At 54.2% G+C, this 15,807-nt stretch carries 13 protein-coding genes; 8 read left to right on the forward strand and 5 right to left on the reverse strand.

Annotation, left to right across the window (positions count from 1 at the left end):
- Positions 1-180: 180 nt before the first annotated feature.
- From rplM to sspB, 4 genes are all read left to right on the forward strand, one after another.
- Positions 181-609: a 50S ribosomal protein L13 gene (gene rplM, locus O3S68_RS13075; RefSeq protein ID WP_004868222.1), complete on the forward strand. Its 429-nt coding sequence runs from the start codon at positions 181-183 to the stop codon at positions 607-609.
- 15 nt (positions 610-624) lie between these two features.
- The gene (gene rpsI / locus O3S68_RS13080) at positions 625-1,017 is read left to right on the forward strand and encodes a 30S ribosomal protein S9 (protein WP_000829818.1); all 393 of its coding nucleotides are present in this window, start codon (positions 625-627) and stop codon (positions 1,015-1,017) included.
- A 313-nt stretch (positions 1,018-1,330) separates the two neighbouring features.
- Entirely contained in the window at positions 1,331-1,969 is a 639-nt protein-coding gene (sspA, locus tag O3S68_RS13085) for a stringent starvation protein SspA (protein WP_017457310.1), read from the forward strand.
- 4 nt (positions 1,970-1,973) lie between these two features.
- Positions 1,974-2,477, forward strand: a complete 504-nt coding sequence (sspB, locus tag O3S68_RS13090; protein ID WP_020455453.1) for a ClpXP protease specificity-enhancing factor — start codon at positions 1,974-1,976, stop codon at positions 2,475-2,477.
- A 96-nt stretch (positions 2,478-2,573) separates the two neighbouring features.
- Here sspB and O3S68_RS13095 read toward each other — a convergent pair whose 3' ends face one another.
- Both O3S68_RS13095 and gltB read right to left on the reverse strand, forming a co-directional pair.
- Positions 2,574-3,992, reverse strand: a complete 1,419-nt coding sequence (locus tag O3S68_RS13095) for a glutamate synthase small subunit (RefSeq protein ID WP_269231701.1) — start codon at positions 3,990-3,992, stop codon at positions 2,574-2,576.
- Between the two features lie 9 nt (positions 3,993-4,001).
- Positions 4,002-8,462 carry a glutamate synthase large subunit gene (gene gltB / locus O3S68_RS13100; protein ID WP_072051656.1) on the reverse strand — a complete coding sequence of 1,487 codons (4,461 nt, stop codon included), beginning with the start codon at positions 8,460-8,462 and terminating at the stop codon, positions 4,002-4,004.
- Between the two features lie 670 nt (positions 8,463-9,132).
- On the opposite strand from gltB, the gene O3S68_RS13105 reads away from it, so the two are divergent.
- The 4 genes from O3S68_RS13105 to mtgA all read left to right on the forward strand — a co-directional run bounded on the left by O3S68_RS13105 (position 9,133) and on the right by mtgA (position 14,109).
- Positions 9,133-10,059, forward strand: a complete 927-nt coding sequence (locus O3S68_RS13105) for a TIGR01212 family radical SAM protein (protein WP_269231702.1) — start codon at positions 9,133-9,135, stop codon at positions 10,057-10,059.
- A 101-nt stretch (positions 10,060-10,160) separates the two neighbouring features.
- Positions 10,161-12,497 carry an aerobic respiration two-component sensor histidine kinase ArcB gene (gene arcB / locus O3S68_RS13110; protein WP_269231703.1) on the forward strand — a complete coding sequence of 779 codons (2,337 nt, stop codon included), beginning with the start codon at positions 10,161-10,163 and terminating at the stop codon, positions 12,495-12,497.
- A 230-nt stretch (positions 12,498-12,727) separates the two neighbouring features.
- A complete protein-coding gene (gene elbB / locus O3S68_RS13115; protein ID WP_269231704.1) occupies positions 12,728-13,381 on the forward strand; it encodes an isoprenoid biosynthesis glyoxalase ElbB in 654 nt (217 codons plus the stop codon).
- Entirely contained in the window at positions 13,378-14,109 is a 732-nt protein-coding gene (mtgA, locus tag O3S68_RS13120) for a monofunctional biosynthetic peptidoglycan transglycosylase (protein ID WP_269231705.1), read from the forward strand. Before elbB ends, mtgA begins: the two co-directional genes overlap by 4 nt.
- Before the next feature lies 1 nt (position 14,110).
- Here mtgA and npr read toward each other — a convergent pair whose 3' ends face one another.
- From npr to ptsN, 3 genes are read right to left on the reverse strand one after another with little or no spacing between them, the layout of a single operon-like run.
- Positions 14,111-14,383, reverse strand: coding sequence for a PTS phosphocarrier protein NPr (npr, locus tag O3S68_RS13125; RefSeq protein WP_007369893.1), 273 nt, complete (start codon positions 14,381-14,383; stop codon positions 14,111-14,113).
- Positions 14,380-15,234, reverse strand: coding sequence for an RNase adapter RapZ (gene rapZ, locus O3S68_RS13130; protein ID WP_020455446.1), 855 nt, complete (start codon positions 15,232-15,234; stop codon positions 14,380-14,382). Before rapZ ends, npr begins: the two co-directional genes overlap by 4 nt.
- Positions 15,235-15,279: 45 nt before the next feature.
- Positions 15,280-15,771, reverse strand: coding sequence for a PTS IIA-like nitrogen regulatory protein PtsN (gene ptsN, locus O3S68_RS13135; protein ID WP_017457319.1), 492 nt, complete (start codon positions 15,769-15,771; stop codon positions 15,280-15,282).
- Positions 15,772-15,807 lie beyond the last annotated feature (36 nt).

The following is a 15,807-nucleotide window of genomic DNA, read 5'->3' on the forward strand; positions in this document are numbered from 1 at the left end:
CCCGACTTCTCTATAATCCTGCGACCCCACGTTACAAGAAGGTTTTTTTCCCGAAACTTTCTCTGCGCCGGCATAGGCTATTCGAAGGGGTAGGTTTGCTGGACAATGTCGTGTGAACCTCAACTGACTAAACGTTTGGGTGTTCACCAACGTGTAACTAATTATTTGGGTAAGCTTTTAATGAAAACTTTTACAGCTAAACCAGAAACCGTAAAACGCGACTGGTATGTTGTTGACGCGACCGGTAAAACTCTGGGCCGTCTGGCTTCCGAACTGGCTCGTCGCCTGCGCGGTAAGCATAAAGCGGAATACACTCCGCACGTTGATACGGGTGATTACATCATTGTTCTGAACGCAGAAAAAGTTGCTGTAACCGGCAACAAGCGCGAAGACAAAATGTATTACCACCACACCGGCCACATCGGTGGTATCAAAGAAGCGACCTTTGAAGAGATGATTGCTCGCCGTCCTGAGCGTGTGATTGAAATCGCGGTTAAAGGCATGCTGCCAAAAGGCCCGCTGGGTCGTGCTATGTACCGTAAACTGAAAGTTTACGCTGGCAACGAGCACAACCACGCGGCACAGCAACCGCAAGTTCTTGACATCTAATCGGGATTATAGGCAATGGCTGAAAATCAATACTACGGCACTGGTCGCCGCAAAAGCTCCGCCGCTCGCGTGTTTATCAAACCGGGCAACGGTAAAATCGTAATCAACCAGCGTTCGCTGGAACAGTACTTCGGTCGTGAAACTGCCCGCATGGTAGTTCGTCAGCCGCTGGAACTGGTCGACATGGTTGAAAAATTGGACCTGTACATCACCGTTAAAGGTGGTGGTATCTCCGGTCAGGCTGGTGCGATCCGTCACGGTATCACCCGCGCTCTGATGGAGTACGACGAGTCCCTGCGTTCCGAACTGCGTAAAGCTGGCTTCGTCACTCGTGACGCGCGTCAGGTTGAACGTAAAAAAGTCGGTCTGCGCAAAGCACGTCGTCGTCCGCAGTTCTCCAAACGTTAATTGGTTTCTGCTTCGGCAGAACGATTGGCGAAAAAACCCGGTGCGAACCGGGTTTTTTTATGGATAAAGATCGTGTTATCCACAGCAATCCATTGATTATCTCTTCTTTTTCAGCATTTCCAGAATCCCCTCACCACAAAGCCCGCAAAATCTGGTAAACTATCATCCAATTTTCTGCCCAAATGGCTGGGATTGTTCATTTTTTGTTTGCCTTATAACGAGAGTGACAGTACGCGCGGGTAGTTAACTCAACATCTGACCGGTCGATTAAGTCCGGTAGCAGTAAATTCTGAATATATACCTGGAGGTTTTCATGGCTGTCGCTGCCAACAAACGTTCGGTAATGACGCTGTTTTCTGGTCCTGTGGACATCTATAGCCATCAGGTCCGTATCGTGCTGGCCGAAAAAGGTGTCAGCTTCGAAATTGAGCACGTGGAAAAGGATAATCCTCCTCAGGATCTGATTGACCTCAACCCGAATCAAAGCGTACCGACACTTGTAGATCGTGAACTCACCCTGTGGGAATCACGCATCATTATGGAATATCTGGACGAGCGTTTCCCGCACCCGCCGTTAATGCCGGTTTACCCGGTGGCGCGCGGCGAGAGCCGTCTGTACATGCACCGTATTGAGAAAGACTGGTATTCGCTGATGAATACCATCCAGAACAGCAGTGGCGCACAGGCGGACGCGGCGCGTAAACAGCTGCGTGAAGAGCTGCTGGCGATTGGCCCGCTGTTCACCCAGAAACCGTACTTCCTGAACGACGAGTTCAGCCTGGTTGACTGCTACCTCGCACCGCTGCTGTGGCGTCTGCCGGTACTGGGTATCGAACTGAGTGGTGCCGGTGCGAAAGAGCTGAAAGGGTATATGACACGCGTTTTCGAGCGTGATTCCTTCCTTGCCTCTCTGACAGAAGCCGAGCGCGAAATGCGCCTGGGCCGGGGTTAATTGCATGGATTTGTCACAACTGTCTCCACGCCGTCCGTATTTACTGCGGGCCTTCTACGAATGGCTGCTGGATAACCAGCTTACGCCGCATCTGGTTGTTGATGTGACGTTGCCGGGCGTACGCGTGCCGATGGAGTATGCGCGTGACGGGCAGATCGTGTTGAACATTGCGCCGCGTGCGGTTGGCAACCTGGAACTGGCGAATGACGAAGTGCGTTTCAACGCGCGCTTCGGCGGCGTGCCGCGTCAGGTTGAAGTGCCAATGGCTGCCGTGCTGGCAGTTTATGCCCGTGAAAACGGCGCCGGTACGATGTTTGAACCGGAAGCCGCGTACGATGAAGAGGTCGTCAGCCTGAACGATGACGACCATACTTCAGCGCAGGAAAGCGAGACGGTGATGTCGGTTATCGACGGTGATAAACCCGATCACGAAGACGATCACGATAACAGCCCGGATGACGATCCGCCGCCGCGCGGTGGGCGTCCATCGCTGCGTGTGGTGAAGTAACCTGGAAAGCAGAACCTGATGGTTCTGCTTTTTTTTGTGTTTAACATGCGCATAAAAAAGGAGGCCGAAGCCTCCTTTTTGGTCGCTACATGGATATTACACTTCGAGGTAGTTCAGGATGCCGTCCGCCGCCTTACGGCCTTCGGCAATCGCCGTTACCACCAAATCGGAGCCACGCACGATGTCGCCGCCAGCAAAGATTTTTGGATTGCTGGTCTGGAACGCATTTTCGCTGCCCTCTGGCGCAATCACGCGACCCTGCGAATCCAGCTCAACGCTGTGTTTCGCCAGCCACTCCATGCTGTGCGGGCGGAAACCAAACGCCATGACAACCGCGTCGGCCGGAACCACATGTTCCGAACCGGCAACAATTTCAGCACGGCGACGGCCTTTCGCATCCGGCGCGCCCATTTCGGTGCGTGCCATCTTCACGCCGCACACTTTACCGTTGGCATTGATTTCAATGCCCAGCGGCTGCACGTTGAACTGGAACTCCACGCCCTCTTCGCGCGCGTTTTTCACTTCGCGTTTCGAACCTGGCATGTTCTCTTCGTCACGGCGATAGGCACAGATAACGTGCGTCGCGCCCTGGCGCACTGACGTACGCACACAGTCCATTGCGGTATCACCACCGCCAAGCACCACAACACGTTTGCCTTCCATGCTGACATACGGTTCTTCCGCCGTTTCACCGAAGCCCATGATCTGCTTGGTGTTAGCGATGAGGAACGGCAGCGCGTCAAACACGCCGTTTGCGTCTTCATTTTCCAGCCCGCCGCGCATCGACTGATAAGTCCCGACGCCAAGAAACACCGCATCGTACTCTTTCAGCAACTCGTCAATCTGTACGTCGCGACCCACTTCGGTATTGAGTTTGAACTCAATACCCATACCGGTGAAAATTTCACGACGGCGGGTCATCACCTCTTTTTCCAGCTTAAAGGCCGGAATACCAAAGGTCAGCAGGCCGCCGATCTCCGGGTGACGATCGAACACCACCGCTTTCACGCCGTTGCGGGTCAGTACATCGGCACAGGCCAGACCTGCCGGACCTGCACCAATAATCGCCACACGTTTATCGGTCTGTTTCACGCCGGTCAAATCCGGGCGCCAGCCCATTTCGAACGCTTTATCATTGATATAGCGTTCAATGTTGCCGATGGTCACCGCGCCAAACTCGTCGTTCAGCGTACAGGAACCTTCACACAACCTGTCTTGCGGGCAAACGCGGCCGCACACTTCCGGCAAGGTGTTGGTCTGATGCGACAGTTCAGCCGCTTCAAAAATACGCCCCTCATTTGCCAGCTTCAGCCAGTTCGGGATGTAGTTATGGACCGGACATTTCCACTCACAGTAAGGGTTGCCGCAGGAGAGGCAGCGATCTGCCTGTGCTTTGGCCTGGCCTTCTGAAAACGGCTCATAGATTTCAACAAATTCAATTTTACGGATCTTCAGCGCTTTCTTCGGCGGATCAACGCGCTGCAAGTCGATAAACTGGTATACGTTCTGACTCATTGCTACCCCTTACTGCGCCTGCACACGCAGCTCTGCTGCGCTACGACTACGGTGACCCAACAGTGCTTTCACATCGCTGGACTTCGGCTTAACCAGCGCGAATTTGCTGGCGAAGGCTGGCCAGTTCGCCAGGATCTCTTCGCCGCGCTGCGAACCGGTATGCTGCACATGCTCGGTGATAAGACCGCGCAGGTGCTCTTCGTGGATGGCGAGGTCATCGACGCTCAGCACTTCCACCAGCTCCGGGTTCACGCGTTTACGGAATTCACCATCTTCATCCAGCACATAGGCGAAGCCGCCCGTCATTCCCGCACCAAAGTTAACACCGGTTCGACCCAATACGCAGACGATACCGCCGGTCATGTATTCACAGCCGTTATCGCCGATACCTTCCACCACGGTGATAGCGCCAGAGTTACGTACCGCGAAACGCTCACCCGCACGGCCTGCGGCGTACAGACGACCGCCGGTTGCGCCATACAGGCAGGTGTTACCAATAATGCTCGCTTCATGGCTGCGGAAGGCCGAACCAACCGGTGGACGTACCGCCAGCAAGCCGCCAGCCATACCTTTACCCACGTAGTCGTTGGCGTCGCCAGTCAGATAGAGCTCCACGCCGCCTGCGTTCCACACGCCGAAGCTCTGGCCTGCGGTACCGCTAAAGTGCGCTTTGATCGGATCTGCCGCCAGCCCCTGGTCGCCATGAGTTTGCGCGATATAACCCGACAGCAGCGCGCCGACGGAACGATCGGTGTTGCGAATATCGAACCAGAAGGTTTTGCTCTGCTTCTCATCGACAAACGGTTTCGCCTGTTGCAGCAACTGCGCGTTCAGCACGCCATTATCAAACGGCGGGTTGTTTTCGGTGCAGTAGAGCGCTTTGCCCGGATGCGGCTCCGCTGTTTCCAGCAGTTTCGACAGATCCAGTTTTTGCTGTTTGGCGGTGAAGCCATCCAACTCTTTGAGCAGATCGGTACGACCAATCAAGTCCACCAGACGTTTAACGCCCAGTTGCGCCATCAGCTCGCGGGTTTCACGGGCGATAAATTCAAAGTAGTTGGTCACTTTGAACGGCAGACCGTGATAATGGTTTTTACGCAGCTTCTCATCCTGGGTAGCCACACCGGTCGCGCAGTTGTTCAGGTGACAAATTCGCAGATATTTACAGCCCAGCGCCACCATCGGACCGGTACCGAAACCAAAGCTTTCCGCACCCAGAATCGCCGCTTTAATGATGTCCTGGCCGGTTTTCAGACCGCCATCCACCTGCAAACGGATCTTATGACGCAAGCCATTAGCCACCAGCGCCTGCTGGGTTTCTACCAGGCCAAGCTCCCACGGACAACCGGCATATTTCACCGAAGAGAGCGGGCTTGCACCGGTACCACCGTCATAACCGGCGATAGTGATGAGGTCAGCGTAGGCTTTTGCCACGCCGGTCGCGATGGTGCCAACGCCCGGTTCGGAAACCAGTTTGACGGAAATCATCGCTTTCGGGTTGACCTGTTTCAGGTCGAAAATCAGCTGCGCCAGATCCTCGATAGAGTAAATATCGTGGTGCGGCGGCGGGGAGATCAGCGTAACGCCAGGCACGGAGTAGCGCAGTTTAGCGATATACGGCGTGACTTTATCACCCGGTAACTGACCGCCTTCGCCCGGTTTTGCCCCCTGAGCCACTTTGATCTGAATAACATCCGCGTTGACCAGGTACGCAGGCGTAACGCCGAAACGACCAGAGGCCACCTGTTTGATGCGTGACACTTTATTGGTGCCGTAGCGCGCCGGATCTTCGCCGCCTTCGCCGGAGTTAGAGAACCCGCCGAGGCTGTTCATCGCTTCCGCCAGTGCTTCGTGCGCTTCCGGGCTCAGGGCGCCGATGGACATCGCTGCGGTATCGAAGCGTTTAAACAGCTCCGTCGCCGGTTCAACATCTTTCAGGCTCACCGCTTCGCCATTCGGCGTAATCGCCAGCAGATCGCGCAGCGTTGCCGCCGGGCGCTCATTCACCAGCTTCGCGTATTGCTGGTAATCGCTGTATTCGCCGCTCTGTACCGCCTGTTGCAGCGTGCGCACCACATCCGGGTTGTACGCATGGTACTCGCCGCCGTGAACATACTTCAGCAAACCACCTTGCTCCAGCGGCTTACGTGCCAGCCATGCGCGTTTGGAAAGGTTCAGCAGATCCTGCTGGAAGTCAGCAAAACCGGCTCCGCCGATACGGCTGACCACGCCCTGGAAGCACAGCCCGGAAACATCATCGTGCAGGCCGACGGCTTCAAACAGTTTCGAACAGCGGTAAGAGGCGATAGTCGAAATGCCCATTTTGGACATGATCTTGTACAGCCCTTTGTTGATGCCGTTACGGTAGTTCAGCATCACCGTGCGGTAATCTTTTTCGATGGCTTTACTGTCCACCAGTTTCGCCAGCGTCTCATATGCCAGGTACGGGTAGATTGCCGTCGCGCCGAAGCCCAGCAGCACCGCGAAGTGGTGCGGATCACGGGCGCTTGCGGTTTCAACAATAATGTTGGCGTCGCAGCGCAGGCTCTTATCCACCAGGCGGGTCTGAATCGCGCCAACGGCCATCGGTGCCGGAACTGGCAGACGGTTTTTGGCGATATTACGGTCAGAGAGCACCAGCAGAACCGTGCCGTTACGCACCATCTGCTCAGCTTTATCGCACAGCGCTTTAATGGTCTCTTCCAGCGTGGTTTCGGTGACGTCGAAGGTGATATCGAGCGTATCAGCGCGATAGTGTTCCTCTTTCATCGTCGTCAGCTGTTTGAAATCAGAGAACAGCAGGATCGGCGATTTAAAGCTCAAACGGTGTGCCTGGCCTTCCGCTTCGCAGAAGACGTTCATCTCGCGGCCAATGCTGGTCGCCAGCGACATCACGTGCGCTTCACGCAGCGGATCGATAGGCGGGTTGGTGACCTGCGCGAACTGCTGGCGGAAGTAGTCATAAATGATGCGCGGCTGGCTGGAAAGCACGGCAAATGGCGTGTCATCACCCATTGAACCGACCGCTTCCTGGCCGTTTTCGCCCAGCACACGAATCACTGAGTCGAGCTCTTCGAAGCTGTAATTAAACTGTTTCTGGTAGCTTGTCAGCAGGTCATCGTCCATTTCGCGCATGCCGACTTCTTCATCCGGCAGATCTTCGAACGGCACCAGACGGCGGACGTTTTTCTCCATCCACTCTTTGTACGGGTGGCGGCTTTTCAGATCGTCATCGGTTTCAGCGGAGTGCAGAATGCGTCCGCCGCGGGTATCGATAACCATCAGCTCGCCAGGGCCAACGCGGCCTTTTTCGACCACTTCGTCCGGCTGGTAATCCCAAATCCCCACTTCAGAGGCGCAGGTGATCAGCTTGTCTTTGGTGATGACGTAGCGCGCCGGGCGCAGGCCGTTACGGTCGAGGTTACACGCGGCGAAACGACCATCGGACATCACGATGCCCGCCGGGCCGTCCCACGGCTCCATATGCATGGAGTTAAAGTCAAAGAAGCTGCGCAGATCCGGATCCATCTCCGGGTTGTTCTGCCATGCTGGCGGCACCAGCAAACGCATGGCGCGCACAATATCCATCCCGCCCGCCAGCAGCAGTTCAAGCATGTTATCCATGGAACTGGAGTCGGAGCCGGTTTCGTTGACGAATGGCGCGGCGTCATGCAGATCCGGGATCAGCGGCGTCTGGAATTTGTAAGTACGCGCACGCGCCCACTGGCGGTTACCGGTAATGGTGTTGATTTCACCGTTGTGCGCCAGGTAGCGGAACGGCTGCGCCAGCGGCCAGCGCGGTACGGTGTTGGTGGAGAAGCGTTGGTGGAACAGGCAAATGGCCGATTCCAGACGCAGATCCGCCAGGTCCAGGTAGAAGCGCGGCAGATCCGCCGGCATACATAGACCTTTATAGATGTTCACCAGATTCGAGAGGCTACATACGTAGAACTCTTTATCTTCCTGCAGGCGCTTTTCGATGCGGCGACGGGCGATAAACAGGCGGCGCTCCATATCGCGCGGACGCCAGCCCGCAGGGGCGTTAACAAAAATTTGCTCAATACGAGGCAGCGAGGAGAGGGCGATTTCACCGAGCACCCCTTCGTTGGTTGGCACATCGCGCCAGCCGACAATCGACAGGGTTTCGCGTTGAAGTTCTTCTTCTACAATACGGCGCGACGCGTTGGCTTTTTCGGCATCCTGATTCAGGAACAGCATACCAACGGCGTAGTTTTTAGCTAAGCGCCAGCCGCGTTCTTCCGCAACGATGCGGAAAAAACGATCGGGTTTTTGCAGCAGCAGGCCGCAACCGTCACCGGTTTTGCCATCGGCGAGAATCGCGCCGCGGTGCTGCATTCGGGCCAGTGCGTGAATAGCGGTACGCACTACCTTGTGGCTAGGTTCGCCTTCTATGTGGGCGATCAGGCCGAAACCACAGTTATCTCTCTCAAGAGATTTATCGTACAACATATCAGTGAACCTCCCCAGGCTCTACGAGAGCCCCTCCAGAACGTTACGCACAGGCACAAAAAGAGCATGGCGACGGGGCAATTGCCTCGCATGTCGCCCTCTTTAATTTCCTTTTCGCATCGATACACAAGTGTTGAGGACTTGCTTAAGAGGGAATCTCAATTACTGCATAAATATGATGAGCAGACTGCTCATCCAGAAAGCTTCCAGCGGATTCCCAAGTTATCGGGAATCCGTACACAGGTCAAATGCCGAGCTTATTTATACAAAAATGTGCTAAAAGATGTTTATGTTATTGATGTATAAGTTTATTTAAGGATTTTTACATTCAATGAACGCGTTACCAGGCGGCAGCATAGTGTGATCTGACTCACTATCTAAAAGCGCTGTTTCTGATGTTCTATTCTGAGTGGGGTTTTAATGGCAGATTTTTATTCTGCTATGTGCGTCAGAGTCGCATGAACACACTGTTTTTCACGCGTGATAGTATTTCTGCAAAATAACGCAGCGACATAAGGAAAAGTAATCGTCTTTAGGGTGCATGAAATTGCGATTATATTGACTGATTATGCAATGAATAAAAGCCTTCCAGGGCGATTGATCCAGGTCATCGCCGACGAAAGCTAAAAGTGGCAGGCTACGCCCTTTTATTTGGGCGGCCTTTCAGATTATGCAGTTACAGAAATTAGTCAATATGTTTGGCGGGGATCTTGCCCGCCGCTATGGCGAAAAAGTCCATAAACTGACATTGCATGGCGGATTTAGCTGCCCTAACCGTGATGGCACCATTGGTCGCGGCGGTTGCACTTTCTGTAATGTCGCCTCTTTTGCTGACGAAGCGCAGCAGCATCAATCCATTGCCGCACAACTTGCTCACCAGGCACAGTTGGTGAATCGCGCCCGGCGCTATCTCGCCTATTTCCAGGCGTACACCAGTACCTGGGCAGAAGTGCAGGTGCTGCGCTCGATGTACAAGCAAGCAGTCAGTCAGGCGAATATTGTTGGCTTGTGTGTGGGAACACGCCCGGATTGCGTACCGGAGGCTGTGCTGGATTTGCTGTGTGAATACCGTGAGCAGGGTTATGAAGTGTGGCTGGAGCTGGGTTTGCAGACCGCGCATGATAAAACGCTGCATCGTATCAATCGCGGGCACGACTTCGCCTGTTATCAACACACGACGCAGCAAGCCCGTGAGCGCGGCCTGAAAGTCTGCGCTCATCTTATCGTCGGATTACCCGGCGAGCGCCACGTAGAGTGCCTGGAGACGATACAGCGCGTTGTAGAGACCGGTGTCGACGGCATCAAGTTACATCCTTTACATATCGTGAAAGGCAGCACTATGGCGAAGGCCTGGGAAGCGGGGCGCCTGAATGGAATCGGGCTGGAAGAGTACACCGTCACCGCTGGCGAAATGATTCGCCATACGCCGCCGGAGGTGATTTTTCACCGTGTCTCCGCCAGCGCACGCCGCCCGACGCTGCTTGCCCCGCTGTGGTGTGAAAACCGCTGGACGGGAATGGTCGAGCTGGATCGCTACCTGAAAGAGCAGGGCGGGCAAGGTTCTGCGCTGGGGCGTTGCTGGCAATTACCCGTCTGATCTCATCACGAAACGCTAATCACCCCTGCATTTTTTGCACAAGCTTCAACGCCTTGCTCAGAATTGAGTATTATTGAGCGGAATTGTTCGAGGAAATCTCTATGAAGCAAATCCGTTTACTGGCGCAATATTACGTCGACCTGATGATGAAGCTGGGTCTGGTGCGTTTTTCCATGCTGCTTGCTTTGGCGCTAGTGGTGCTGGCAATCGTGGTGCAGATGGCCGTTACCATGGTGTTGCAGGGGAAAGTGGAAAGCATTGATGTTATCCGCTCCATCTTTTTTGGCTTGCTGATCACGCCATGGGCGGTTTATTTCCTGTCGGTGGTGGTTGAGCAGCTCGAAGAGTCGCGCCAGCGGTTATCGCGGCTGGTCGAAAAACTGGAAGAGATGCGCGAGCGCGACCTGAAACTCAATGTGCAGTTGAAAGACAATATTGCCAAGCTTAACCAGGAGATCAGCGACCGCGAGAAAGCGGAAGCCGAGCGCCAGGAAACCTTTGAACAGCTAAAAATAGAGATGCAGGAGCGCGAGCAGACGCAAATCCAGCTTGAGCAGCAATCCTCTTTTCTGCGTTCCTTCCTCGACGCTTCGCCGGATCTGGTGTTCTATCGCAACGAAGATAAAGAGTTCTCCGGCTGTAACCGGGCGATGGAGTTGCTGACCGGTAAGAGCGAGAAGCAGCTTATTCACCTCAAGCCGCAGGATGTCTATTCACCGGAAGCAGCGGAAAAAGTGATTGAGACCGATGAAAAAGTTTTCCGTCACAACGTCTCTTTAACCTACGAACAGTGGCTGGATTACCCGGACGGCCGCAAAGCCTGTTTCGAGATCCGCAAAGTCCCTTATTACGATCGCGTCGGTAAACGCCACGGGCTGATGGGCTTTGGTCGCGATATCACTGAGCGTAAACGCTACCAGGACGCGCTTGAGCGCGCCAGCCGGGATAAGACCACCTTTATTTCCACCATCAGCCACGAGTTGCGTACGCCGCTGAATGGCATTGTTGGGTTAAGCCGTATTCTGCTGGATACCGATTTAACGCAAGAGCAGGAAAAATACCTGAAGACGATCCATGTTTCCGCCGTAACGCTCGGCAATATTTTCAACGATATTATCGACATGGATAAGATGGAGCGGCGTAAAGTCCAGCTGGATAACCAACCGCTTGATTTCACCAGCTTTCTGGCAGATCTGGAAAACCTCTCGGCTCTGCAGGCGCACCAGAAAGGGTTGCGCTTTGTTCTTGATCCAACGTTACCGCTGCCACATCAGGTGGTTACGGACGGTACGCGTTTGCGCCAGATCCTTTGGAACCTTATCAGCAACGCCGTTAAATTTACCCGTGAAGGGCAGGTCGTGGTGCGTGTGCGTTATGACGAAGGCGATATGCTGCACTTTGAAGTGCAGGATTCCGGGATCGGTATTCCCCGCGATGAGCAGGATAAAATTTTCGCCATGTATTACCAGGTGAAAGACAGCCACGGCGGTAAACCGGCGACGGGAACCGGTATAGGTCTGGCCGTTTCGCGCCGTCTGGCGAAGAACATGGGCGGCGACATAACCGTCAGCAGTGAGCCAGGGGCGGGTTCGATATTTACCTTGACCATTCACGCTCCGGCGGTAGCGGAAGAAGTTGAAGACGCGTTTGAAGATGACGATATGCCGCTTCCGGCGTTACATGTGCTGCTGGTAGAAGATATCGAGCTGAACGTGATTGTCGCACGCTCGGTGCTGGAAAAACTGGGCAGCAGCGTGGATGTCGCCATGACCGGTACTGCCGCGCTGGAGATGTTCACGCCGGGTGAATACGATTTGGTGTTGCTGGACATTCAGTTGCCGGATATGACCGGGCTGGATATTTCGCGAGAGTTGACCCGCCGTTACGCGCGTGAGGATTTACCGCCGCTGGTGGCGCTTACCGCCAACGTGCTGAAAGACAAACAGGAATACCTTGATGCGGGCATGGATGATGTATTAAGCAAACCGCTGGCAGTCCCGGCATTAACTGCCATGATTAAAAAGTTCTGGGATGCGAGTGAAAGTGAGGAGGAACCTGTGACAACCATGGACAACAGTAAAGTACAAACGCTGCTTGATACCGCCATGCTTGAGCAGTATATCGAGCTGGTCGGGCCGAAATTGATTACCGACGGGCTGGATGTGTTTGAAAAAATGATGCCGGGTTATTTGAGCGTGCTCGAGTCAAACCTGACCGCGCGCGACCAAAAAGGGATTGTGGAAGAGGGCCATAAAATTAAAGGCGCCGCAGGTTCTGTTGGGCTGCGCCATCTGCAACAGCTTGGCCAGCAGATTCAGTCTCCCGATCTTCCTGCCTGGTGGGACAATGTTGGCGACTGGGTGGAAGAGATGAAGCAGGAGTGGCGCAATGATGTGGCGGTGTTAAAAGCCTGGGTGGCGGACGCTGGAAAAAAATGACCCCGGATTAACCGGGGTGCGCGAATACTGCGCCAACACCAGGGAAATCGTGGCTGCGCCGTAATAAATTATATTTTTTGCAAGGGCGTAGCCTGAAAAAATTCGACCACACGCACATAAGATAGCAAATCTTAAATGATTTGTTACATCAATCAGTGAAATGTGTGAAGCAAGGCTCCCTTATCAAAATTTTTAATTATCGTCAGTACGTTGCATAAAGGATGAGCAAAATGAAAAAAATCGGCGTGATTCTCAGCGGCGCAGGTGTGTATGACGGTTCTGAGATTCATGAGGCGGTGATTACGCTGTTAGCCATTGCCCGTCATGGTGCGCAGGCAGTCTGTTTCGCTCCCGATAAATGGCAAAGCGATGTGGTAAACCATCTCACTGGTGAGACGCTGGCTGAGCGCCGTAATGTACTGATTGAATCCGCCCGTATCGCCCGTGGCAATGTCCAGCCGTTATCGCAGGCATCTGCAAATGATCTGGATGCGCTGATTGTACCGGGTGGTTTTGGCGCAGCGAAAAACCTCAGTAATTTTGCCAGCCTCGGCAATGAATGCACCGTTGACAGCAGCCTTAAAACGCTGGCGCTGGAGATGCACGAAGCAGGTAAACCGCTCGGTTTTATGTGCATCGCACCGGCAATGTTGCCGAAAATCTTCGATTTTCCCCTACGTCTGACGATCGGTACGGATATTGATACCGCAGAAGTGCTGGAAGAGATGGGGGCCGAGCATGTGCCTTGCCCGGTCGACGATATTGTCGTGGATGAAGAGAACAAAGTGGTGACGACGCCGGCGTATATGCTGGCAGAGGACATCGCGCAGGCCGCTTCCGGTATCGAAAAGCTGGTGGCGCGCGTACTGGTACTGGCCGAATGAGGAAGTGGTTTCGCGGCCCGTTGAAAGCCACCTTAAAGCGCATTGCTCTGCGGGTTTTATGCGTACTGGCACTCTTCTGGGGTGGCGGCATTGTGCTGTTCAGTTTCCTGCCGGTACCTTTTTCCGCCGTGATGGTGGAACGCCAGCTGGGCGCGTGGTTTAGCGGCGACTTTGGCTATGTCGCGCATTCCGACTGGGTCGGTATGGATGATATTTCGCCGTGGATGGCGCTGGCGGTGGTGGCCGCTGAAGATCAGCGTTTTCCAGAACACTGGGGGCTGGATTTTAGCGCCATTGAGAAAGCGCTCTCGCATAACGAGCGCCATGAGAACCGTATTCGTGGTGCCTCGACGATTTCACAGCAGACGGTAAAAAATCTGCTGCTATGGGATGGAAAAAGCTGGGTGCGTAAAGGGCTGGAAGCAGGCCTGACGCTTGGGATGGAAGCGGTGTGGACCAAACGGCGGATCCTGACCGTTTACCTTAATATCGCTGAGTTCGGGGACGGCGTATTTGGCGTCGAGGAAGCATCACAGCGCTATTTCCATAAACCGGCGAGCCGCTTAAGTATGTCAGAAGCGGCGCTACTGGCCGCCGTATTGCCAAACCCGATCCGTTTTCAGGCCGCCGCGCCATCTGGCTATGTACGCAGTCGTCAGGCATGGATCCTACGCCAGATGCGGCAGTTAGGCGGGGAAGCGTTCCTGGAGCGCAATAAGCTGTACTGAATTAATCTTCATCAAACCCGGCGTTAAACAGCGCAATCACCGCCGCCAGCGCTTCTTCTTCCTGCGGGCCGCTGGCCTCCACTTCAATTTGCCGGCCTTTCGCAGAATCCAGCATCAGCAGCGCAATCACGCTGCTGGCTTCTGCTTCGGTGCCTTCATCATTGCGCAGCAGCACTTCCGCATCGAAGCCCTGTACCAGTTCAAACAGTTTCATGGCCGGGCGCGCATGCATTCCCAGCTTATTGGTGATCTCAACGGTTTGTTTTACGGTCATGTTTTGCGTTTTTCCAGCGTACGGTGACGGGATTGAACGTTCTTACCGCGCGAGCGGAAATAATCCGCCAGTTGTTCGGCGACATAGACGGAGCGGTGTTTACCACCGGTACAACCGATGGCCACGGTCAGATAACTACGGTTGTTGGTCTCCAGCATCGGTAGCCACAACTCGAGGTAACTACGCGTCTGGTAGATAAAATTGTGCACTTCCGTATGTCTGTCGAGGAACGCCGCGACGGGTTTGTCGAGACCAGTCATCGGGCGCAATTTAGGATCCCAGTGCGGGTTCGGCAGGAAACGCACGTCAAACACGTAATCCGCATCGATAGGAATACCGTGCTTGAAACCGAAGGATTCAAAAACCATGGTCAGCTCGCGTTCACGCTTACCTAACAGGCGCGTACGCAACATTTCTGCCAGCTCATGCACCGACATTTCCGAGGTGTCGACAATCAGATCCGCTCGTGAACGCAGCGGTTCCAGTAAGTTGCTCTCTTCGTCAATCGCGCTTTCAAGCGACAGATTTTTGCTGGAGAGCGGATGCAGACGACGCGTATCACTGTAACGGCGGATCAGCGTGTTGCGATCGGCATCGAGAAACAATAATTGCGGTGAAAAGGCATCCGGCAGATTGCTCATCGCCTGTTCAAAAACTTCCGGTGACTCCGGCATATTTCGCACATCGATACTGACGGCAGCGGAAGTCTGACGCTCTGCAAGCGTCTGCGCCAGTTCCGGCAGTAGCACGACCGGCAGGTTGTCGACGCAATAAAAACCCATATCTTCCAGGGCGCGCAGAGCGACGGATTTCCCTGAACCCGAACGACCACTGACGATCATCAGGACCATGAACCATTTCTCCTCAGTACAACTGATAAAAAGGTTTCCTTCCCGTTACGCATCGTCGCTTTCACCTTCCGTCTGCGTGATGATTTGATACAGCTCTTCATCACTTTGCGCGCTGCGCAGGCGCCGACAGATAGTTTTGTCCGCCAGCCTTTTGGCGACCAGCGAGAGCGTATGCAGATGCGTTTTGGTTTGATCCGCTGGCACCAACAGGGCAAACAGCAGATCGACAGGCTGATTATCGATAGCGTCGAAGGCAATGGGCGTTTCGAGTTGCACAAAAACGCCAACGGCGCGAAGCGTGTCTTCTTCAAGCTTACCGTGCGGAATGGCGATACCGTTTCCAATGCCGGTGCTGCCCATTTTCTCGCGCGTAAGGATCGCTTCAAAGACGACTTGTGGCGGTAAGCCTAACTGTTTTGCCGCCAGTTCACTGATGATTTCCAGAGCGCGTTTTTTGCTCTGGCAGTGAACGCCGCTACGGGTACATTCCTGGTTAAGGACATTGCTCAATTGAAGAGCGGAATCGTTATTCATCATAATTTCACCTGAGCGACGCCAGAGCCAGTCACCCTA

The sequence above is a fragment of the Kosakonia sp. SOY2 genome, assembly GCF_027109175.1.
GTDB lineage: Bacteria > Pseudomonadota > Gammaproteobacteria > Enterobacterales > Enterobacteriaceae > Kosakonia.

What these genes read in the sequence shown, in the direction of transcription:
- npr (WP_007369893.1), bottom strand. Translation starts at nt 14,383, where the DNA reads ATGACCGTAAAACAAACCGTTGAGATCACCAATAAGCTGGGAATGCAT.
- sspB (WP_020455453.1), top strand. Translation starts at nt 1,974, where the DNA reads ATGGATTTGTCACAACTGTCTCCACGCCGTCCGTATTTACTGCGGGCC.
- O3S68_RS13095 (WP_269231701.1), bottom strand. Translation starts at nt 3,992, where the DNA reads ATGAGTCAGAACGTATACCAGTTTATCGACTTGCAGCGCGTTGATCCG.
- ptsN (WP_017457319.1), bottom strand. Translation starts at nt 15,771, where the DNA reads ATGATGAATAACGATTCCGCTCTTCAATTGAGCAATGTCCTTAACCAG.
- elbB (WP_269231704.1), top strand. Translation starts at nt 12,728, where the DNA reads ATGAAAAAAATCGGCGTGATTCTCAGCGGCGCAGGTGTGTATGACGGT.
- gltB (WP_072051656.1), bottom strand. Translation starts at nt 8,462, where the DNA reads ATGTTGTACGATAAATCTCTTGAGAGAGATAACTGTGGTTTCGGCCTG.
- rapZ (WP_020455446.1), bottom strand. Translation starts at nt 15,234, where the DNA reads ATGGTCCTGATGATCGTCAGTGGTCGTTCGGGTTCAGGGAAATCCGTC.
- O3S68_RS13105 (WP_269231702.1), top strand. Translation starts at nt 9,133, where the DNA reads ATGCAGTTACAGAAATTAGTCAATATGTTTGGCGGGGATCTTGCCCGC.
- sspA (WP_017457310.1), top strand. Translation starts at nt 1,331, where the DNA reads ATGGCTGTCGCTGCCAACAAACGTTCGGTAATGACGCTGTTTTCTGGT.
- mtgA (WP_269231705.1), top strand. Translation starts at nt 13,378, where the DNA reads ATGAGGAAGTGGTTTCGCGGCCCGTTGAAAGCCACCTTAAAGCGCATT.
- arcB (WP_269231703.1), top strand. Translation starts at nt 10,161, where the DNA reads ATGAAGCAAATCCGTTTACTGGCGCAATATTACGTCGACCTGATGATG.
- rplM (WP_004868222.1), top strand. Translation starts at nt 181, where the DNA reads ATGAAAACTTTTACAGCTAAACCAGAAACCGTAAAACGCGACTGGTAT.
- rpsI (WP_000829818.1), top strand. Translation starts at nt 625, where the DNA reads ATGGCTGAAAATCAATACTACGGCACTGGTCGCCGCAAAAGCTCCGCC.